Raw genomic sequence first — 20,995 nt, 5'->3', positions numbered from 1 at the left:
ATTCGAATCCATTGCCGCCCGCTCCGTCAGATGCTGAACATCAGCGCCGTGAGCAGGAAGTCCAGCCCCAGCACGGACAGCGATGCAATCACGACGGTGCGCGTGGTGGCACGCGACACGCCTTCAGGCGTCGGCTTGGCCACATAGCCCTGCAGCACGGCGACAAACGTCACGGCCACGCCGAACACGATGCTCTTGACGACGCCATTGCCCACATCCTTCCAGACATCGACACTGCTTTGCATCGCCCCCCAGAAGGCACCCGGATCGACACCCAGCATGACGACGCCGACGATCCAGCCGCCGATCACGCCGACCGCGCTGAACACCGCCGCCAGCAGCGGCATGGCGATCACGCCGCCCCAGAAGCGGGGCACCAGGATGCGCTTGACCGGATCGACGGCCATCATCTCCATCGCGGACAGCTGCTCGCCCGCACGCATGAGGCCGATCTCGGCCGTGAGCGAAGTCCCGGCCCGGCCCGCAAACAGCAGCGCTGTCACCACCGGGCCGAGTTCGCGCACCAGTCCCAGCGTGACGACCAGGCCCAGGGCATTCGTCGAGCCATAGATCTGCAGCACGTTGTAGCCCTGCAGCGCCAGCACAAAGCCCACGAACAGGCCCGACATGGCGATGATCGAGAGCGAATAATTTCCCAGGAAGTGCACCTGGTCGCGCACCAGCCCGAAACGGCCGAGCGCAGTGCCGCCCAGCGTGAGCAGCCGCCAGAACAGCCGCGCACCCGCGCCGATGTCGGCCAGCTTGCTGCGGACCGCGAGGCCGATGTGGGAGGGACGCCACCAACTCATGCGGAACCTCCTGGCGTGGCGCCGACCGGGCCGAAATCCTGGGCCACGCTCGGGCCCGGATGGTGGAACGGCACGGGGCCGGTCGGCAGCGCATTGACGAATTGATGTACCAGCGGGTCGGTGCTGTTGCGCACCTCGTCGGGCGAGCCCTGGGCCGCGATCGTGCCCGCACCCAGAATGACGACATGGTCGGCCAGCCTGAAGGTCTCCTCCAGGTCGTGCGACACGATGATGGTGGTCAGGCCCATGGCATCGTTGAGCTGGCGGATCAGCTGTGCCGCCGTGCCCAGAGATATCGGGTCGAGTCCGGCGAAGGGCTCGTCGTACATGATCAGCTCGGGATCGAGGGCGATCGCACGGGCCAGCGCCACGCGCCGCGCCATGCCGCCCGAGATCTGGCTGGGCATGAGGTCGCGCGCACCGCGCAGCCCCACGGCGTTGAGCTTCATGAGCACGATGTCGCGGATCAGTTCGTCCGAGAGATCGGTGTGCTCGCGCAGCGGAAAGGCCACGTTCTCGAACACGCTCATGTCGGTGAACAGCGCACCGAACTGGAACAGCATGCCCATGCGCCGGCGTGCGGCGTACAACGCCTGCATGTCCATCGCACCGACATTGCGGCCGTCGAACAGCACCTCGCCGCCCTGCGCGACCTGCTGGCCGCCGATCAGGCGCAGCACCGTGGTCTTGCCGCCACCGGATGCACCCATCAACGCCGTGACCTTCCCGCGCGGAATGCTGAGGGATACGTCGCGCAGGATCGTGCGATCGCCATATCCGAACTGGACATTGCGCAATTCCACGAGCGGAGCGTTGGCGATGGGTGCGACTGGTTGCATGTTGTTGAGGTTGAAATGCTTGCGCAAAATCAAGATAAATCACGCGCGAGCAACCGCACATCATAGGGGGAAACCCTTTTCCCGGGCGAAACCGAGTGTTGAACGGACTGTTTCGCAAATGGTGCTTGACTATACTGGTCCCTTTCCTGCCACGATGGGCACAGACTGCGGGCGCCTGCGCGACCCGCCCCTGCCCAGCCTGCTCACGGACTGGAAATGGACGCTGCCTGTCCCTCAGGCAGCAAGCCCCTGCCGCCTCCAGCCGTGGCTCGGCGCCATCGATCCGCCGGCTTCCCTGTGTTCCTGACGGAAACGGGACTGCCGTTTTTTTGCTACACCTTCCTCCCAACGAAAGGGCTTTAGCTCAATGAAGAACCACGTCCAGAACGCCATCCCCATCAAGACCTCGCCCGTCTCCCGCTCGGCCACCGGCCTGCACCTGATCGGCGATCTCTACGGTTGTCTCTGCGACAGCCGCCTGATGCTGGATGCCGGATATCTGGAATCATTCTGCAAGGAGCTCGTGACCACCGCCGGGCTCACTACCGTGGGCAGCCTGTTCCACAGTTTTGGCGAAGGCGGTGGCGTGACCGGCGTCGTCGTGCTCGCCGAGTCGCACCTGTCGATCCACACCTGGCCCGAATCGGGCTATGTCACGCTCGACGTCTACGTCTGCAACTACACGAGCAACAACCGCCCCAAGGCCCAGAAGCTGTTCGACGACCTGATGGCCGCATTCAATCCGAATGACCCGCATCTGCACAGCGTCGAGCGCGCCTGACATGGCAGCCTCGGAAATCAAGCAGGCCGCAACCCAGTCGTATGCGGCCGAGCGGCTCAATCATGACTTCGGTTTCTACCTGAAGAACAGCCACCTGCTGGCCAGCATGCAGTCGCAGTGGCAACACATCGAGGTGTTCGAGAACGCACAGTTCGGCCGCGTGATGCGCATCGACGACTGCTTCATGACATCGGAGCGCGACGAATTCTTCTACCACGAGCCCATGGTGCATCTTCCAGCCATCGCCCATCCCGGTGTGCGCCGGGCCCTGGTGGTGGGCGGAGGTGATGGCGGCGCGGCCGAGGAGCTGCTCAAGCTGCCGCAGATCGAGCGTGTGGTGCTGGCCGAACTCGACGAGCAGGTGATCGCGGTGTCGCGCAAATGGCTGGCCGACATCCACCACGGTGCGTTCGATGATCCACGCCTCGAGATACGCATCGGCGATGCGCGCAGCTTTCTCGGCCAAACGAGCGCAGGCGAAGGCGAACGCTTCGATCAGATCGTACTGGACCTCACGGACCCCTTCGGCCCTGCCACCGATCTCTACACCGTGGAGTTCTACGAAAGCTGTCGCCGTGCTCTCGCTCCCGGCGGCGTGATCTCCCTGCACCTCGGCTCACCCATCCACCTGCCGAAGAGCCTGGCACGCATCGCCGCCTCGGTGCGCACAGTGTTTCCGGTGTTCCGTCCGTATCTGCAGTACGTGCCTCTGTATGGCACGCTGTGGTGCATGGCGATGGCATCGGAGCAGACCGATCCGGCACTGCTCGGTACCGAGGAGGTCGATCGCCGCATCGCGGAGCGCGGAATCGGCTCCCTGCAGCTCTACAACGGTGCAATGCACCAGGCGCTGCTGGCCCAGCCGAACTTCGTGCGCGACCTGCTGGCGCAGCCCGCGCAGCCGATCCGGCGCGGCGACACGCTGGAGGAAGTGCGTGATCCCGCGGAACTCCCGCCCGTGGTGATCAGGGCGGGCTAGGACGGCACCAGCAAAAACGCAACCTCGAGGGTTGCGTTTTTCGTTTGGAGCACGGAGATCACAGCATGTGGTTAAGGAACGCCTTCGCGCGCTCATGGCGCGGATCGGCGAAGAACTCCTGCGCGGGCCGCGCCTCGATGAGTTCGCCCTGGTCCATGAACACCACCGTGTTCGCGACCTCGCGTGCAAAGCCCATTTCGTGCGTGACCACCAGCATGGTCATGCGTTCGTCGGCCAACTCGCGCATGGTGCGCAGCACTTCGCCGGTCAGCTCCGGATCGAGCGCCGAGGTCGGCTCGTCGAACAGCATGATGTCGGGCTCCATCGCCAGGGCGCGTGCGATCGCCACGCGTTGCTTCTGGCCGCCGGACAGGCGCGACGGATAGTTGTCCCGCTTGGCAGACAGGCCCACCTTCGCGAGCAGTTTCTCGGCACGCGCGATGGCCTCGTCGCGCGAGACCTTCTGCACGACCATCGGCGCCTCGATGATGTTCTCCAGCACGGTCAGGTGCGGAAACAGGTTGAAGTGCTGGAACACCATGCCCATCTTGCGGCAGATGCTGCGCACCTCGGCTTCGGATGCATAGCTGCATTGGCCCTCGGCGTCCGTGGAGGCCAGCGTCCGCCCCTCGACGGTGATCGTGCCGCTGTCGATGGTCTCCAGGTGATTCAGGCAGCGCAGGAAGGTGCTCTTGCCCGAGCCCGAGGGCCCGATCACGGCCACCACCTCACCCTGGGATAGCTTGAGCGACACGCCGCGCAGCACCTGGGTTGCGCCGAATGCCTTCCTGATGTCGCGCGCATCGATCATCGTCGGCTGCTGCGTCGCGTCATTCGTCATATTTGGCATAGCGTTTTTCCAGGCGCTGGAAGCCCCAGGTGAGCACCAGCGTCATGATCAGATAGAAGGCTGCGGCCACGATGAAGGGCGTGGTCGTGAAGTCGCGCTGCACGAAACCGCGCGCCGCGCGCAGCAGGTCGTTCAGGGCCAGCACGTAGATCAGCGAGGTGTCCTTCACCAGCGTGATCGTTTCGTTGCTCATGGGCGGCAGGATGCTGCGCACCATCTGCGGCAGCACGATGCGGCGCATGGTCTGCGGGTAGCTCATGCCCAGCACCTTGGCCGCTTCATACTGGCCGCGGTCGACCGAGAGAATGCCCGCACGGAAGATTTCCGCGAAATAGGCCGCGTAGTTCAGCGCGAAGGCCACCACGGCGGCAGGAAAATCAGGCAGGCGCACGCCGATCACGGGCACGAACGGCAGCGCGAAATAGATGAACAGCATCTGCAGCATGAGCGGCGTGCCGCGCATCAGCCAGATGTAGCCGTTGACCAGCGTGGACAGCGGCTTGAAATGAGAGACGCGTGCCAGCGCCAGCACCAGTCCCAGCGGAACGGCCAGCAGCAGCGTGATCGCGAACAACTTCAGGGTGACGGTGGCACCCTGGGCAAGTGGTCCGAGAAGGGAGAGAACGTAGTCCATACGGAAAGCTTGAGAGCTCCGGAAGCGCGCGGCCCATGCCGTCGGCGCCTGCGATGCAAGGCGCGCATCGCTTTACGCGAGAACACCGCAGCGCAAGGGAAGCCAGCACCGCGGTGTCACGAAGAAAACCCGGCGCCCCCTCATGAAGGGCCGCCGGACTTGTTGCTTACTTGATGATGTCCTTGCCGAACCACTGCGTGGCGATCTTGGCGGAAGTGCCGTCGGCCTTCATGTCGGCCATGGCCTTGTTCAGCTTCTCGAGCAGGGCGGTGTCGTCCTTGCGCACGCCGACACCGTAGTCTTCGGTGCCGAAGTTCTCGTCGAGCACGCGGTACTCGTCGGGCTTCTTGGCCACATAGTAGCGGCCCACCACTTCGTCGACCACCACAGCCTCGAGGCGGCCGGCGGACAGGTCCATCAGCGCGGTCACGTTGTCGCCGAAGGTCTTGAACTCCTTGAACGACTTGAAGACAGCGTCTTCCTTCTTCACTGCGTCAACCGCGGAGGAGCCTTCCTGTGCGCCCACGACCTTGCCGGCCATGTCGGCCTTGTTGTTGATCGCGGACTTGGCTGCCACCACGATGATCTGGTGGTTTTCCATGTAGGGCGAGGTGAAGCCGATCTTCTCCTTGCGCTCTTCGGTGATGGTCAGGCCATTCCACAGCGCATCGACGCGCTTGCCCGAGAGCTCGGCTTCCTTGGCGCTCCAGTCGATCGGCTTGAACTCCGCCTCGACGCCCATGCGCTTGGCCGCTTCGCGTGCCATGTCGATGTCAAAGCCCACGAGTTCGTTCTTCTCATCGCGGAAGCCCATCGGAGGGAAGTTGTCATCCAGGCCCACGACGATCTTGGTCACAGCGGCGGGTGCCGGTGCCGCTGCGGGCGCGGAGGGAGTTTCGTTCTTGCTGCAACCAACCAGCGCTGCGCCCAAGGCGAGCAGCACAACTGCGGCGATCTTTTTCATGGTCTTGATGAATGAATGATTGAAGAAGTTGGAAAAAACAAAGCCTCCCGGCAGCACCAGCTTCCGAAAGGAAGCGCCACTGACGATGAAGCATCGAGGAAGGAAAAACCCTTTATTTTCGCCGACCTTGGGGCTCTTGGGTTGAAAAGCACACATTACGCCGCCGATTCACTCGGGCGAGCGGACATTTGCATGCGCAGAATCCTTTTTCGGCAAGCCTTTTTTGCTATTAAAAAATGAGCAATCGCAGGCACGAGCACGACGCAGCGCATCACCGATGAGGCCGCAGCACGGGCGACGCAGTGCCGTCTTGCCGCGCCAATGCCGTTCGGAATCGAGTTCGCGGACAATGTCCTTTTCACAGGACCGCCCGCCGACCGCGACGCGCTCCCCCATCCACCACCCCTTGAAGGAATCCATCACCATGTCCATGCGCCGGATTGCAACCACCGCCCTCCTTGCCTCGCTGTCCCTCGTGGGTGTGGCAAGCCACGCCGAAGTCACCGTTCAGGACGCCTGGATCCGCGCCACGGTGGCGCAGCAAAAGGCCTCGGGCGCCTTCATGCGCATCACCTCCACCGAGGCCACGCGCCTCGTCGGCATCGCGACTCCCGCAGCGCCGATTGCCGAAGTGCATGAAATGAAGATGGAAGACGGCGTGATGAAGATGCGCGGAATCGACGGCATTGCGCTCAAGGCAGGCGAAACCCTCGAACTCAAGCCGGGCGGCTACCACGTCATGCTGATGGATCTGCCCGCAGCCATGACCGCCGGCAGCACGGTTCCCATGACGCTGACATTCAAGGACGCCGCCGGCAAGGAGTCCACCGTGCAGGTGCAGGCACAGGTGCGTGCAGCCAATGCGGCAGCGGCACCTGCAATGGATCACTCCAAGCACATGAAGCACTGAGGCCAAGGCCATCCATGTCGGGCGCGGCGCCAGGACGACGAAAGCCCGACAATCTCCCCAATGCATCATCAAGCCGAGAAACTCTGGAACGCCCCACGCTGGGCACTGGCCATCCTGCTGGCGCTGCTCGGCATGCTCGGGCCGTTCTCCATCGACACCTATCTGCCCGCTTTCCCTGCCATTGCGAGTGCCCTGGATGCCACGCCGGTGCAGATGCAGCAGACACTCTCGGCCTATCTGTTCGCATTCGCGTTCATGACGCTGTTCCACGGCTCGCTCTCCGACAGCCTGGGTCGCAGGCCCGTCGTGCTGTGGGGCATCGTGGTCTACACGCTGGCCTCAGCAGGCTGTGCGCTCTCTCAATCCATCGGACAGCTCGTGCTGTTCCGAGCGCTGCAGGGGCTGTCGGCAGGAGCCGGCATCGTGGTCTCCCGCGCCGTGATCCGCGACATGTTTCCGCCCGCGGAAGCACAGCGCATGATGAGCCAGGTGACCATCTTCTTCGGCATTGCACCGGCGATCGCTCCGGTGGTGGGCGGACTTTTCTCCGTCTATCTGGGCTGGGCCAGCGTGTTCTGGTTTCTGACAGGCGTGGGCGTGTTCCTCTGGATCGCCAACTACCGCCTGCTGCCCGAATCGCTGCCGAAGGCCGACCGCCAGCCCTTCGACGTGGGCCACCTGCTGCGCGGATACTGGGAGCTCGGCACCAGCCCGCGCTTTCTGCTGCTGGCCCTGGCCAGCGGTGTTCCTTTCAACGGCATGTTCCTCTATGTGCTGTCGGCCCCCGCATTCCTGGGTGACCTGCTGCACCTTGAGCCCACGCAGTATTTCTGGTTCTTCCTGCTCAGCATCTCCGGCATCATGGGCGGCGCCTGGATGAGCGGGCGCCTAGCGGGCAAGATTCCTCCCAAGAAGCAGATTCGCCACGGCTTCGTCATCATGCTCGCGATGTCGTCGCTGAACCTCGTGCTCAATCTGTTCCTCGAGCCCCATCCCGCCTGGGCCCTGCTGCCGATCGCCATTTTCTCGTTCGGCTGGGCGCTCATGGTGCCGGTCGTGACGCTGCTGGTACTGGACCTGTTCCCGCACCGCCGGGGAATGGCATCGTCCATGCAGGCCTTCGTAGGCTCGACAGCCAATGGCATCGTCGCCGGCGCCCTCGCGCCGCTGGTGATGCATTCGGCCACGGGACTGGCCCTCACCTCGCTGGCATTGATGAGCATCGGGTTGGTTGCCTGGGTCTACCTGCACCACCGCTGGCCCGAAATCGGCCGAGCATCCCACGGGCAAACATAGTACGGACAGCACAAACGGCAGCCTATGCAGCGCACGCGCTGCATGAACTGTTCGCCACAATGCTGACGCGCCCCATAGGACCCGGTCTTCCGGGAAAAACAAAAAAAGCCGGAGCGGTCAATCCGCTCCGGCTTTTCCATTGGTGTTCCCCTTGCGGGGAATCCATCAACAACGCTCAGCGTGGCGTACGGGTGCGAGGTGCATAGGGCTTGGCGCCGGCACCGGACTTCGCATGGGCATGGGCCGGCTTGCGGTCGCCACCGAAACCACCGCGCGGGCCGCCGTCACGGCCGCCGCCGAAGCCGCCTTCGCGACGACCACCGCCAAACGAGGAACGCTCGCCACCAAAGGAGGAGCGCTCACCGCGCTCGCCACCGAACGAACGCTGTTCGCCACGTTCGCCTCCGAAGGAGCGCTGCTCGCCGCGCGGAGCACCAAAGCCACCACGCGAGCCGCCGCCGAAACCACCGCCGCCTTCACGGCGTTCGCCGCCGAAGCTACGCTGCTCGCCGCCACGGTCACCGCCGAAACGGCCGCCGCGGTCGCCACCGAAATTGCGATCACCGCCACGGTCACCGAACGAACGTTCACGATCACCGAAGTGACGCTCGCCACGATCACCACCACCAAAGGAACGCTGCTCGCGCTGGCCACCAAAGCCGCCGCGATCACCGGAGCGATCACCACCACGGTCACCGCCGCCAAAGCCGCCAAAGCCCTGCTTGCGGCCATAGCCCTCGGAGTCACGGCCACCGCCGAAACCACCGCGGCCACCGCCGCCATGGCGCTTGCCGCCACCACCACCGTTGCGGCCGCCACGGCCACCGAAGTCCGGCTGCGGAGCACGTTGCTGGGGCTCAAGACCCGGGATCACTTCCGGCTTGAAGCGCTGCTTGGTGTAGCCCTCGATATCGAACACGCGGCGGCGGTCGCGGAATTCCGCGAACGTCACGGCCAGGCCCTGGCGACCAGCACGACCGGTACGGCCGATGCGGTGGGTGTAGTCCTCCGCCTTCATCGGCAGGCCGAAGTTGAACACGTGCGTGATCGTGGGCACGTCGATACCACGCGCCGCCACGTCGGTCGCCACCAGAATCTGCACCTGGCCATTGCGCAGCGCCATCAATCGGCGGTTGCGCAGGCCCTGGCTCAGTGCGCCATGCAGCGCCACGGCGGAGAAACCGTCCTGCTGCAGGTCGTTGGCAAGGCCATCGCATTCGATCTGCGTGCTCGCGAACACTACGGCCTGGTTGATCGAGGTGTCACGCAGCCAGTGGTCGAGCAGCTTGCGCTTGTGCTGTGCGTTGTCGGCCCAGAACAGCGTCTGCGTGATGTTGGCGTGCTGCTCCTGCGGCGAGTCGATCTGGATCTTCTTCACCGACGAGCCGTTGTCGTGCATCACGCGCATGGCGAGCTGCTGGATGCGCGGCGCAAACGTGGCGCTGAACATCATGGTCTGGCGGCGCTGGCTGGTGAGCTGGTTGATCTCGGCGAGGTCGTCCGCGAAGCCAAGGTCGAGCATGCGGTCGGCTTCATCGACCACGAGGAACTGCACCTGGTCGAGCTTGATCTGCATGGAGCGTTGCAGGTCGAGCAGACGGCCGGGCGTTGCCACCACGAGGTTGGCATTCTGCAGCTTGGCAATCTGCAGCTGGTAGGGCATGCCGCCCACCACGTTGGCGATGCGCAGGCCCTTGCAGTGACGGACCAGGTCGATCGCGTCGTGCGCAACCTGCTGAGCCAGTTCGCGCGTCGGGCACAGGATCAGGGCACCGGGAACGGCTGCCTTGAAGTTGCGCGGATTGGTCGGGTCCTTGCGGCGTGTACGCTTCGGGGCGGGTTCACCCTTGGCTGCGGCTTCGGCGCACAGGCGATCGTATTCGGCGCGTTCGCGGGCGAATTGCTCATCCTGCTGCTTGAGCAGCGTGTGCAGCACGGGCAGCAGGAAGGCGGCCGTCTTGCCACTGCCAGTCTGGCTGGAGACCATCAGGTCGATGAAACGATCGCTGTCGCCGTCGGCTTCCATCGCGTAGGGGATGGCGCGCTCCTGGACGGTCGTCGGCTTGGTGTAGCCCAGGTCGGCAACAGCCTGGACCAGCTCGGGTGCGAGGCCCAGTTCGGCGAACAGGTTCGGGCCCTGTTCAACTTCGGCTTCGGGAGCCGCATCGAGGAGTTCTTCCTCGGCGCAGAAGGCGGCCACGGCCGCTTCGTTCGCGGTTTCGACGGCAGCGATGTTTTCTTCGGGCAAGGCGGATTGAGCAGGCGCGAAATCGCCCTGCGAGTGCAGAGAGTCAGTCATGTGTATATGCAGCCGCAGGCGTTACCTGCGGAGGCTTCATCAAACGGTTAAAAAAACATCAACCATTCAACAAAACCTGCGCCAGCAAGAAAGGCTGGGCGGGTGGGTGTTTTTCAGTGGCGAATCCGCTGCGCGTCCATGCAGGACTCTCATCGCGTACGCCGTGAACCCGGAGTGAAGGGGAGATGTACAAAGTGCACGAACGAAACAACAGGAGCGCCGGTTTGTCTTTTGACCACCGGCCAAACGCTCAATTCATGCAAGCCAGCGATTATGGCATGACTCGGGTTTTCCCGCAATAGCCATTTGCGCAAAATGTGCACACACCCTCTCCAGCGCCCCCGGAGCGATCCCAGGGCGCCGGCGATCGGAGGTCCCGGATCACAGCGACAGGAAGGTCGCCCGGTAGTGCGCCAGTTCGTCAATCGACTCGATGACATCGGCGAGCGCGGTGTGCTTCTGCGCCTTCTTGAACGAATTGAATGCCTCGGGCTTCCAGCGCTTGGCCAGTTCCTTGAGCGTGCTCACGTCCAGATTGCGATAGTGGAAATAGGCCTCGAGCTTGGGCATGTACTTCACGAGGAACCGGCGGTCCTGTCCGATGGTGTTGCCGCACATGGGCGAGCCACTCTTGGGCACATAGCGCTTGATGAACTCAAGTAATTGCTCCTCGGCCTGCGCCTCGGTCAGTGTCGACGCCTTGACCTTGTCGATCAGGCCGCTGCGGCCATGCGTCCCCTTGTTCCAGGCGTCCATGCCGTCGAGCAGCGCATCGGACTGGTGCAGCACCAGCACCGGGCCCTCGACGCGGGGCTCGAGGTTCGGCCCGGTGATGACGACGGCAATCTCCAGCAGGCGATCGGAATCGGGGTTCAGGCCAGTCATTTCGCAATCGAGCCAGACCAGGTTCTGGTCGGATTTGGCGAGCTCGGGGACAGTCGGGGCAGCAATTTCAGACATGGCGGGGATTGTCGCCGATCACCTACACTTGCGTTTTGCACCCGCAAAATTTTCCGCCCCTCGAAAAGTGTCAACATCCCTGCTCTGGACATCGCTGTTCGCCCTCTTCCTGCTCGCCGGACTGGCCCTTAGGCTCTGGCTGGCCACCCGCCAGATCCGCCATGTGGCCCAGCATCGCAATGCCGTCCCGCAGGACTTCGCCGGCCGCATCCCCTTGGCCGCGCACCAGCGCGCCGCCGACTACACCGTGGCCAAGACCCGCTTCGGCATTTTCGAGATGGCATGGAGCGCTGCCGCAGTGCTTGGCTGGACGCTGCTGGGCGGCCTCGACCTGCTCAACAACGCGCTGCTCAATCAGTTGGGAGGCGGTATGTGGCAACAACTGGCGCTGCTCGGCTGTTTCGCACTGATCAGCGGAGCGATCGAGTTGCCGCTCTCCTACTACCAGACCTTCGTCATCGAGCAGCGCTTCGGCTTCAACCAGATGACACGCGGAATGTGGCTGAGCGACCTGCTCAAGTCCACGCTGGTCGGCACGGCCATCGGCCTGCCACTGGCGGCCCTCATCCTGTGGCTCATGGGAGCGGCAGGGAGCATGTGGTGGCTGTGGGCGTGGTGCGTATGGATGGGCTTCAACCTCGTGCTGATGGTGGTCTACCCGCTCTTCATCGCCCCCCTCTTCAACCAATTCAAGCCTCTGGACGACGAGTCGCTCGCTGCGCGCGTCACGGCATTGATGAAGCGCTGCGGCTTTGCCGCCAAGGGTCTGTTCGTGATGGACGGAAGCCGCCGCAGCGCCCATGCCAATGCCTACTTCACCGGCTTCGGCGCAGGCAAGCGCGTGGTGTTCTACGACACGCTCCTCAAGCAGCTTTCGCCCGAGGAGGTGGAGGCCGTGCTCGCACACGAACTGGGGCACTTCAAGCACAGGCACATCACGCGTCGCATCGTCGGCATGTTCGTGATGAGCCTTGCCGGCTTCGCGCTGCTCGGCTGGCTTGCCACCAAGGGCTGGTTCTACGCCGGCCTCGGTGTCGTGCCCAACTTCAGCATGCCGGGCGTCGAAGGCTCGGCGCCCAACGATGCGCTGGCACTGCTGCTGTTCATGCTGGCCGCACCGATCTTCAGCGTGTTCCTTTCTCCGCTGTTCGCGCAGGTGTCGCGGCGCCACGAGTTCGAGGCCGATGCCTTTGCCGTGGCCCAGACGCAGGGGGGCGACCTGGCCTCGGCGCTGCTCAAGCTGCATGAGGACAACGCATCCACGCTCACGCCCGATCCGGTGTACGTGAAGTTCTACTATTCGCATCCGCCAGCCACCGAGCGGCTGGCCCGCATTCCCTATTCCGCATCAACGAGCGCAGCATGACGACGACAAACACCCTCCCCAAGAAAGACTGGTCCCGCATCCCGCGCCGCGCCCTGAGCGCGACCGAACTGGTGACCAAGCTGGTCGACCTGCAGGGCTGGCGCCTCGATGGTGATGGCGCGAGCGTCGCCATCGAGAAGACTTTTCACTTCGCCAACTATTTCGAGACCATGGCGTTCGTGAACGCGGTGGCTTTCATCGCGCACACCGAGGACCACCATCCCGACCTGTCGGTGCACTACAACCGCTGCGTGGTGCGATTCAACACGCATGATGTGAGCGGCATCTCCGTCACCGACATCGAATGCGCCCAGCGCGTCGATGCGCTGGTGGCCCAGCCGCAGCCATGAGCGCACGGCCCGAGCTCAACAGGGGGCTGGTGGTTGGAAGCCACGGCCGCCACTGCGTCGTCGAGACACCCGACGGTGAGCGCCGCATCTGCCACCCCCGCGGCAAGAAGAGCCAGGCCGTGGTTGGCGATCAGGTGCTGTGGCTCCCCGCCCCACCCGGCCAGGGCGAGGAAGGCACGATCGAGAAAGTGGAGAAGCGCCGCAACCTGTTCTATCGGCAGGATGAGATCCGCACCAAATCGTTCGCCGCGAATCTCGACCAGGTGCTGATCCTGCTGGCGGCGGAGCCCGTGTTCTCGGAAAGCCAGCTCGTGCGTGCACTGATCGCCGCCGAGGCCGAACACATCACGCCGATCATCGCGCTGAACAAGAGCGATCTGGTCGAACCGTTCGCGCGCGCATGGGAGCGTCTGTGGCCCTATCGCCACATGGGCGGCGAGCAGGACACCGCTCACCACTACCGTGTGCTGCCGATGTCGCTGACCGAATCGGGCACCGTGGACCACCATGCGCTGATGCCGATCCTCGAAGGCAAGACCACGCTGGTGCTCGGCCCATCGGGCGTGGGCAAGAGCACGCTGGTGAACCTGCTGGTGCCCGGTGCGGCGGCGCAGACGGGCGAGATCTCGCAGGCGCTGAATTCCGGCAAGCACACCACCACCACCACCACGCTCTACTGGATCGACGAGGCCCGCAAGACCGCCCTCATCGACTCCCCGGATTCCAGGAGTTCGGCCTGCGCCATCTGCAGCCCACCGATCTCGCGAAGTGCATGCCCGACATCGCCGCCCACGCGGGCGATTGCAAGTTCTACAACTGCACGCACCTGCACGAACCAGGATGCGGCGTGCGCAGCGTCGTGCTCGATGCCGAGGACGACCAGAAGCAGGCCAATGCGATCAGCGCCAACCGCTACCGCATCTACGGCGAACTGTTCGAGGAACTCAGCGCGCCGCCTCGGTATTGAGTTGCCCCGCAGGTTCGCCCTGCCTTGCACCGTCGGCAGGAGCCTCCTGCACCAGCGTCAGGACGAAGCGCGTGCCGCCCAACGGCGACGGTGACACCGTCACGTCGCCGCCATGCTGGCGCGCGATGCGCCTAGCCACCCACAGCCCCAAACCGAATCCCTGGGTCTGGTCGGCATGATCGCCGCGCTCATGGCGCTCGAAAATGCGCTCGGCCTCGTCGGGTGGCAGGCCCGGACCCTCATCATGCACCGACAGTTCGAGCCGGCCCGGCCCGTCGGTGCACGCCTCGATCAGGATACGGCCCGACTTCGCGTACTTGATGGCGTTGTCCACCAGATTGGAGAGCGCGATGGAGACCAGCGTCGGATCGCAGCGCCACTCGAACACCTCCTCCGAAAGATCGAGCGCCAGGCGGTGCCGCCGCGACCATTGCACGAGCTGTGCCGCATCCGCCAGCAGGTCCTCGAGCGGCACGCATTGCATCTGCGGAGTGAAGGCCGTGGTGCCCAGGCGATCATTGAGCAGGCAGTTGTCCACCAGCGCGGTGAGCCGCCTGCATGCGCGGCGGATCTGCACCGCGCGCTGCACCAGCACCTCGCTGTCCACGGTGGGAAACACTTCCTGCTCGGTGGCGGCGCTGTCCACCACCGCAAGCGGCGTTCGGAACTCGTGGTTGACCATGTGGAAGAACTGACGCTGCTCCAGCCGCATCTCGCGCTCGCTGTGCAACGCGTGCTGCATCGCATTGCGTGCCTGCAGCAACTCTTCGGTGCGCACGCGCACCCGTTCCTCCAGCGCCTGCTCCGACTTCTCGAGCGATGCGACCAGCTGCTTCTGGTGCTCCATCGACTCGCGGAACCTGCGCACGAGGCGCGCGCCCACCGCCACGGCGATCAGGATGTTGATGAGCAGCATTTCAAGCTGCCACAGGATGCTGGTCTCGATCTGCGGAGGCGGCGTCACGCCCATGTACACCAGCGTGACGTACAGCCCCAGGATGCCGTAGAGCGTGGTCGGCAGCGCCATGAGCAGTGTTTCGGTCGATGCGCCGTCCTTGATCAGATTGCCCCAGGCAACGAATGCAAAGAGCGCACTCAGGGCCCAGGGCGCGATGACGCCCACCCATGCCCAGTCCTGGTAGGTGCCCAGTGCGATGCTGGGCAGACACAGCAGCGGTGCGATGCCCACCGCCAGCAGGAGCTTGTCGGTCCGCTTCCAGCGCGTGTCGATGGTCAGCAGTTCCCGGAATTGCCACGCGATCGCGATCGGGAGCACCAGCGTGCCCACCTTCACGCCCACATCGCCCCAATGGGCGAGCTCGGCCGGCAGCCATACCTGCCAGTAGCCGCGATCGGCCGAGCCGTGCGCAAGCGCCGCGGCCGCCCCGGTTGCCAGCGCTGCCAGGCTGCGCATGCGCAGCACCAGCGCCGCGCCGATGATGAGCAGCACCAGCATCAGGTTGATGCCCTGGTGCACCCCGGAGGCCCATTCAACGCGCGAGAACTGCGTGAGCAGCGCGTCCGAGCGCCACACGCGCGCATCCATCGCGACGGGACTGGTGGACTGCACGCGCAGCACGAACGGTTCCCCTGCCGCCAGAGGGAAAAGCAGCTGCCGCACCTCGATGCGCTCGGACATCGCGACCGTATCGCCGCTGCGGCGCTGGTGCCATTGCTCCCCGTCAAGCTGGTAGAGCCGCACGTCGTCGAGATAGCTGGGAAGAATGCTCAACCAGAGCGCCACGCCTTCCTTCTCCGCTCCGTCCGGCAGGGCGACCGGGTTCACCTTCAGCCAATAGACGCTGCTGCTGTAGCCCTCGCTCAGCGGCCTGTCCAGCAACCGGAACGCGGACTCGGGCAAGGCCGCAACCTCCTCGATTCCGAGCTTGCCTTCCCCATCGACCAGCATCTGCATCGGTACGCCACTGCCCAGCTCGACCCCGTTGCCCGAGGGCTGCAGCCACGCAGGGCTCAGGATGGTCAGCGCCACGATGGCCAGCGACAGCAGCAGCCAAACCGGAAAGATGAGGCGCCTGAGCCACGCCCCCACGAAGGAACGCCGCACAGGCGCAGAAGAACGAATCGCATTCATGGGAGGAGCAATGGTGAAAAAGACTTGCCTGCAATCGCATTCAATTTGAAACAAATTGTATTGCCTGACGAGATAACGCAAAAAGGCCCGATGCAGCCAATGCACGGGCCTTGTCGCTGCCCCATGGGCAGCGAGCGTTCCTCAGCGCATGCGCCGGCGCAGCGTGAACACCGCCGCAACGGCCATCAGCACGGCCATCAGCGCCTGCCCCCATTGCGAGAGCGTCGGCACGGGCGTGGCACTACCGGGTGCCGGCGGTGTGACAGCCGCACCCACCGTCACGTCCTTGGTTGCCGTGACTGCGCCTGTCGTTCCGACGGCAGTTGTCACGCCTTCCTGCGTGGGCGTGCCGCTCACTTCGCACGTCACGACGGCGGCCTGCGCGATCACGTCCCCCGGAACCCACGCGGCACCGGCGGGGCTGACCTTGCAAGCACCCTGGGTGACTCCTGGGGGCAGTCCTGTTGCCAGGCACGAGGTGCTTCCCGTCGCATCGGCATCCCCCGTGTTGGAGCAGGTGAAGCTGCCGGTGTAGCCCTTGCCGACGGTGGCCGTACCGGGGAGGCCCGACAGATCGACCACGAGATTCGGAGCGGTGGGCACCGGCGAAAGCGCCTGTGTCGCCACGTTGTTGGAGGGGTCCACGTCATTGGTGACGCCGGCCACCCCTTGCACCGTCGCAGGAGACTCCGAGGTGACCGTGCCGCTCACTTCACAGGTGACGACCACACCCGCGGCGACAGGATCGCCCGCGCTCCAGGCCTTGGCTGGCGAGCCGCTCGTGCATTGGCCCGGCGTCACACCGGCAGGCAGCCCGCTCACGGAACACACCGTGCCCGCGACCGCATCGAGCACTCCGACATTCGTGCAGGTGAAGCTGCCCGCATAGGGCTTGTTCAGAGCCACTGTCTTCGGCAGTCCGGACAGATCGATCTTCATGTCGGGGCCGCCCACGTCCACGTTCTTCGAGGTCTGGTTGTTGGTCGTGTCGCCATCGTTGCCAGCACCCGTCGTCACCTCCGGCACGAGGCCCGAAGGCGCCGTGATCGTGCCGCTGACGGGGCATGTCACCGTGCCCGCGGGCGGCACGGCAGTGCCCGCGCTCCAGTTGCTCACAGCCCCCGAGACATTGAGCTTGCACTGGCCGACGGCTACGCCTTGTGGAAGGCCGCTCACATCGCAGGTGGGAGACAGTGCAGAAGTCGAGCCCTGGTTGGTGCATGAGTAGGAGCCACTATAGGATTGACCGATCAGTCCGGTCGCTGGCAGGTTGCCGAGATCGGGAACCATGTCGGCCAGAAGCGCCGTCTTCACCAGAGGCCCGAGCAAGGGTGGCACCGCGGTGCCGGCAATCGGATAGCTGCCGTTGTTGAGCGAATCCGCCGCAGTGCCTGCGGGCACGCGGACGGTCATCGTGAAGGTTCCCGACTCTCCCGGGGCCAGCCTGCCGATCGTGCAGCTTGCCGCACCCGTGCTGCCCGCCGTGCCATTGCAGCTGGCACCGCTGGTGCTGGGATTGCCGATGGAGACCAGGCTCGTGTCGACAGGTGTCGTCTCCGTGGTCTGAGGCATCGATGGCGTGACCGTGACGTTGTCGACCGTCGTGCTTCCGTCGTTGCGGTAGGTGTAGGTATAGGTCACGTCGGTCGAGCCATCCGGATTCGTGTGCTTCCTGACGGCATCCGGCCCTTCGGCGGTCACCCACAGGCTTGCGCCGCTCACGGTGTTGGTCGTGCGTATGTTGTTCAGGTACACGGCACCGGTATGGCCTGACTGTCCGCAACCCGCGGCGATCACAGTGAGCTTGACCTGGTCGCCGACCGCGACCTGCGCAGGATCGAGGGCGATGTCGAAGGCCTGCCAATCCGTGAAGGTCACGTCGCCTTCTTTCTTCCAGGGAATACCGGCCTGGTTCGCGAAGTTGAATGTGCTGAACAGCGAGGTTCCATCCGCCTTCGTGATTTCAATGAAGAAATAGGGTTGCTCCTCCTCGGGATGACCGGGCTCGTCAAGCACCGGAGCGGCCGTGAAACGGATGTGCACCTTGCCGTCCACATCGACGTCGCCCGCGGCAATCGTGATCTGCTGCGAGATCGAGCTGGCCTTGTTTCCACGACCACTGCCATTGTCCGACGTGTGCACGCGCGCCACCGGATCGCTCCAGGTCAGTTGCCCGCCCGTCGTGACATCGTTGCCGGCGGACAGCACCGCCGACTTGTCGTTCGCTGGTACCTCTGCCGAGCTCAGTCCCAGATCCGACAGGGTCAACGGAGGAAAGGTCGGAATGACTTTGGGAATGGTATGGCCTGCATGAGTCCATCCGTCGAATGCCGGTGTCGCATCGAAGTTGCCGTTGACGAAATCGGCTCGTGCGGCGGAGGCCAGCATCAGGCCACCCGCGCTCAGTGCCAGCATGAGACGCGAATGACGCATCCAGTTGCGGCGTGCGGCATGCCCGCCGCGTGCGAAGAACAAGTTTCCGAACATATCTCTCCTCGGTTTGAAGGGCGCATCGCGCTCTATTTGCAAAATCGACGGGCAAGGCTCCGCCCTGCAGGGCCTCGGCCTCGCATGAAAAATCACGGTCTCGATGGAGCAAGGAAGGAATTTCCGGGCGGGCCATGACAGGCCGCCGCGATGCTGCGCAAGGGGCACGGTCATGCGGCATGGCGCCGCTGTGCCACAGGTCCCGAACGCGCTTTTTCTACTTGTCTATCAATGCTCGTTGATAGGAAAAATTATCTGTTTCGGACTTTTCCGATGCCATATACCAAACATCACCAAAACTCACAGGTCTGATATTTATTGCAATCAGACAGTCATCATGATTTGCTGTAGCTATTGAGAACGCAACGTCATTCCGTGCGAGGCCGGACCACGCCGCCTCGCGGAAGGAGAAAGAAACGAGAAGAGAAGGAGAAGATAGGGAGAAGGGCGAGAGTGGGCCCCGAACGCGTCAATGCACGAACGCAAGGCCTTTGCCGAACACTGCACGCACAGGCAACGCCGAGCCGGTCTCCACGAGCGTCTTTCGGCGCATGCGCGCAAGGTGGGACGCAATGCTGTGCAGCCCATCCTCCACGTCGGCATAGCCCAGCACTCTCACCAGCTCCAGCTTGTTCACGATGCCGCCACCCGCGGACATGAGGTAGTGCATCAGCTCAAATTCGCCGCCGGTCAGCCGCACGGACTGCTGCGCGGGAGAAATCAGCTGGGACGCGATACGGTCCAGGCGCCAGGTGGTCCCCACCTTCGGCGCTTCGGCTGTGGGCTGGGGTGCCGCGCGTTGCATGACATGCCGCAGTTGCGAACGGATCCCCGCCACCAGTTCGCGGAGGTCCACTGGCTTGACGAAATACTGCAGGGCTCCGGCATTGAGCCCCTCTATCCGGCTTTGGGAATCGCCACGGCCGGTCAAGGCGATCACCGGCGTGCTCTGCCCCGCCAGGCGCCGGATCAGATGCAGCCCGTCTTCTCCGGGCAAGCCCAGATCGACGACGACCAGATCCGCCTTCTGCTGGAGCAGTGCCACGTAGAACTGTTCCGCGCAGTCGACACCCCAGGCCTTCATGCCGGACTTCTGCAGGAAAGTACAGACGTTGGCGCGGATGTCGTCATCGTCCTCGACGACTGCGACAGTGGGCGTGAAAGCGGAATGGACCGAAGACATAGCGGCCCGAAGCATAAGAGAAATTCAATCGGATACAAGGGGCGTCGGCGCAGGAAACGTCTTTTGCGGGCCTTAGGTTACATTTGTTTGCAAAACGTAAGAAACCGTGAACCGCCGCCCGCGATTCACGGCTTTTCTCGACGGATCACAAAGGGACGTTTCGCCCTTGCCCGGTCTCCCGGAGCGGGTTGAGGTTCTCAGCCCAGCAGGCGAGCGAATGACAGCAGCGCCAGCAGCAGCATCCACACCACCACCGAACGCCACACGAGACCCACGACACTGCGCAGGTGGGCCACTTCGGGTTCGCGTCCCGGGGTGCTGGCGCTGTCATCGAGCTGCGGATCGGTCTCCCAGCCCTGCGCAGGCTGCACGTCGGACTTGAGGCGCAGCGCCTCGCCGCCAAGGCGCACATTGATCGCGCCCGAGGTGGCCGCCAGGATCACGCCGTCGTTGTCATTGGGAAAACGCTGCGCATGAAAGCGCCAGCCGTCGATCGCCTCCTCGAAGCTGCCGACCACCGCGAAGCTCATCGCGGTCAGGCGCGCGGGAAGCCAGTCGATCACCATCCATGCCTTCGACGCCGCATGCTGCAACGAGGCGCTGGCCGGATGCGTGGACACGGCGCGGCTGCGCGGCGACCAGTAGCGTGCGACGAACTCGGCCATGCGATACAGCACGGCACCGGTCGGACCCAGGCCCAGGGCCGCGAGCACGGAGAACCATGCGAGCACGCCGAACACATGGCGATGCGCGGCAATCACGCAGTATTCGATGACGTGGCGAACCACCTCGCTGCGCGGCAATTCACCCACCTCCACCTGCTTCCATTCAGCAAGGCGCGCACGGGCACGATCCGCATCGCCATCTTCGAGCGCATCGCGGATGCCTGTAAAGTGATAGCTGAATTGCCGGAAGCCCAGCGTGAAGTACAGCACGGCCACATTCCACAGCAGTGCCACCGGCCACCCGATGAAATGCACCAGGGCCCAGTGCACACCGAAGGCAATGACGGATGGCACGAGCACGGCGATGCCCCATGCCACCCAGCCGTGTCCCGGGGTCCCCGTATCGAAGTTGCGGCTCACCGACAGAGCCCAGGCACGTGGCCCCGCGTGGATCGGATCGCTGCGCGACAACGGTCGGGCCTGTTCGATCAGCAAGGCAAACAAGATGGCGAAAAAACTCATGGGAGTAATCATACTGTTCAGGTGTATCCGACAGTATGGGGA

General features: G+C 64.1%; 18 protein-coding genes and 1 pseudogene. 7 read left to right on the top strand and 12 right to left on the bottom strand.

What is annotated here, in order from left to right; genetic code table 11:
- Positions 1-26 precede the first annotated feature (26 nt).
- Positions 27-809: a lipid asymmetry maintenance ABC transporter permease subunit MlaE gene (gene mlaE / locus H9K76_RS04490; protein ID WP_187598372.1), complete on the bottom strand. Its 783-nt coding sequence runs from the start codon at positions 807-809 to the stop codon at positions 27-29.
- Entirely contained in the window at positions 806-1,648 is an 843-nt protein-coding gene (locus H9K76_RS04485) for an ABC transporter ATP-binding protein (protein ID WP_187598371.1), read from the bottom strand. The genes mlaE and H9K76_RS04485 overlap by 4 nt, the downstream gene beginning before the upstream one ends.
- Before the next feature lie 367 nt (positions 1,649-2,015).
- Between H9K76_RS04485 and speD the strand changes: the two genes are divergently transcribed.
- The gene (gene speD, locus H9K76_RS04480; RefSeq protein WP_187598370.1) at positions 2,016-2,429 is read left to right on the top strand and encodes an adenosylmethionine decarboxylase; all 414 of its coding nucleotides are present in this window, start codon (positions 2,016-2,018) and stop codon (positions 2,427-2,429) included.
- A gap of 1 nt (position 2,430) precedes the next feature.
- The gene (gene speE / locus H9K76_RS04475; RefSeq protein WP_187598369.1) at positions 2,431-3,408 is read left to right on the top strand and encodes a polyamine aminopropyltransferase; all 978 of its coding nucleotides are present in this window, start codon (positions 2,431-2,433) and stop codon (positions 3,406-3,408) included.
- A 58-nt stretch (positions 3,409-3,466) separates the two neighbouring features.
- On the opposite strand, the gene H9K76_RS04470 is transcribed toward speE, so the two are convergent.
- The 4 genes from H9K76_RS04470 to H9K76_RS04455 form a co-directional block, all read right to left on the bottom strand.
- A complete protein-coding gene (locus H9K76_RS04470; RefSeq protein WP_281394161.1) occupies positions 3,467-4,258 on the bottom strand; it encodes an amino acid ABC transporter ATP-binding protein in 792 nt (263 codons plus the stop codon).
- The gene (locus tag H9K76_RS04465; RefSeq protein WP_187598368.1) at positions 4,239-4,892 is read right to left on the bottom strand and encodes an amino acid ABC transporter permease; all 654 of its coding nucleotides are present in this window, start codon (positions 4,890-4,892) and stop codon (positions 4,239-4,241) included. The genes H9K76_RS04470 and H9K76_RS04465 overlap by 20 nt, the downstream gene beginning before the upstream one ends.
- A 166-nt stretch (positions 4,893-5,058) precedes the next feature.
- Positions 5,059-5,856 (bottom strand): amino acid ABC transporter substrate-binding protein, encoded by a 798-nt coding sequence (locus tag H9K76_RS04460; RefSeq protein WP_187598367.1) that lies wholly within the window; start codon positions 5,854-5,856, stop codon positions 5,059-5,061.
- 168 nt (positions 5,857-6,024) lie between these two features.
- Positions 6,025-6,288 carry a hypothetical protein gene (locus H9K76_RS04455; protein ID WP_187598366.1) on the bottom strand — a complete coding sequence of 88 codons (264 nt, stop codon included), beginning with the start codon at positions 6,286-6,288 and terminating at the stop codon, positions 6,025-6,027.
- Here H9K76_RS04455 and H9K76_RS04450 point away from each other — a divergent pair.
- Positions 6,287-6,766 carry a copper chaperone PCu(A)C gene (locus H9K76_RS04450; protein WP_187600453.1) on the top strand — a complete coding sequence of 160 codons (480 nt, stop codon included), beginning with the start codon at positions 6,287-6,289 and terminating at the stop codon, positions 6,764-6,766. The two genes, H9K76_RS04455 and H9K76_RS04450, sit on opposite strands and share 2 nt — an antisense overlap.
- Positions 6,767-6,826: 60 nt before the next feature.
- Positions 6,827-8,062, top strand: a complete 1,236-nt coding sequence (locus H9K76_RS04445; RefSeq protein WP_187598365.1) for a multidrug effflux MFS transporter — start codon at positions 6,827-6,829, stop codon at positions 8,060-8,062.
- Positions 8,063-8,237: 175 nt separating this feature from the next.
- On the opposite strand, the gene H9K76_RS04440 is transcribed toward H9K76_RS04445, so the two are convergent.
- Positions 8,238-10,361 carry a DEAD/DEAH box helicase gene (locus tag H9K76_RS04440; RefSeq protein ID WP_187598364.1) on the bottom strand — a complete coding sequence of 708 codons (2,124 nt, stop codon included), beginning with the start codon at positions 10,359-10,361 and terminating at the stop codon, positions 8,238-8,240.
- A gap of 381 nt (positions 10,362-10,742) precedes the next feature.
- Positions 10,743-11,321, bottom strand: a complete 579-nt coding sequence (orn, locus tag H9K76_RS04435) for an oligoribonuclease (protein WP_187598363.1) — start codon at positions 11,319-11,321, stop codon at positions 10,743-10,745.
- On the opposite strand from orn, the gene H9K76_RS04430 reads away from it, so the two are divergent.
- The 3 genes and pseudogenes from H9K76_RS04430 to rsgA all read left to right on the top strand — a co-directional run bounded on the left by H9K76_RS04430 (position 11,320) and on the right by rsgA (position 14,004).
- Positions 11,320-12,687 carry a M48 family metallopeptidase gene (locus tag H9K76_RS04430; RefSeq protein ID WP_187598362.1) on the top strand — a complete coding sequence of 456 codons (1,368 nt, stop codon included), beginning with the start codon at positions 11,320-11,322 and terminating at the stop codon, positions 12,685-12,687. The genes orn and H9K76_RS04430 overlap by 2 nt on opposite strands.
- A complete protein-coding gene (locus H9K76_RS04425; protein ID WP_187598361.1) occupies positions 12,684-13,037 on the top strand; it encodes a 4a-hydroxytetrahydrobiopterin dehydratase in 354 nt (117 codons plus the stop codon). Before H9K76_RS04430 ends, H9K76_RS04425 begins: the two co-directional genes overlap by 4 nt.
- Positions 13,034-14,004: pseudogene (gene rsgA, locus H9K76_RS04420) on the top strand (ribosome small subunit-dependent GTPase A). The gene H9K76_RS04425 and the pseudogene rsgA overlap by 4 nt, the downstream one beginning before the upstream one ends.
- Here rsgA and H9K76_RS04415 read toward each other — a convergent pair.
- From H9K76_RS04415 to H9K76_RS04400, 4 genes are all read right to left on the bottom strand, one after another.
- A complete protein-coding gene (locus H9K76_RS04415) occupies positions 13,982-16,096 on the bottom strand; it encodes a sensor histidine kinase (RefSeq protein WP_187598360.1) in 2,115 nt (704 codons plus the stop codon). The pseudogene rsgA and the gene H9K76_RS04415 overlap by 23 nt on opposite strands.
- 141 nt (positions 16,097-16,237) lie before the next feature.
- Positions 16,238-18,583 carry an IPTL-CTERM sorting domain-containing protein gene (locus H9K76_RS04410; RefSeq protein ID WP_187598359.1) on the bottom strand — a complete coding sequence of 782 codons (2,346 nt, stop codon included), beginning with the start codon at positions 18,581-18,583 and terminating at the stop codon, positions 16,238-16,240.
- Positions 18,584-19,052: 469 nt separating this feature from the next.
- Positions 19,053-19,766: a response regulator transcription factor gene (locus tag H9K76_RS04405; protein ID WP_187598358.1), complete on the bottom strand. Its 714-nt coding sequence runs from the start codon at positions 19,764-19,766 to the stop codon at positions 19,053-19,055.
- Positions 19,767-19,963: 197 nt separating this feature from the next.
- Positions 19,964-20,953: a CobD/CbiB family protein gene (locus H9K76_RS04400; RefSeq protein ID WP_187598357.1), complete on the bottom strand. Its 990-nt coding sequence runs from the start codon at positions 20,951-20,953 to the stop codon at positions 19,964-19,966.
- Positions 20,954-20,995 lie beyond the last annotated feature (42 nt).

The organism is Diaphorobacter ruginosibacter, assembly GCF_014395975.1.
GTDB lineage: Bacteria > Pseudomonadota > Gammaproteobacteria > Burkholderiales > Burkholderiaceae_C > Diaphorobacter_A > Diaphorobacter_A ruginosibacter.
Note: the sequence above shows the minus strand (reverse complement) of the source record. Positions and strands in the feature narration are given on the sequence as shown.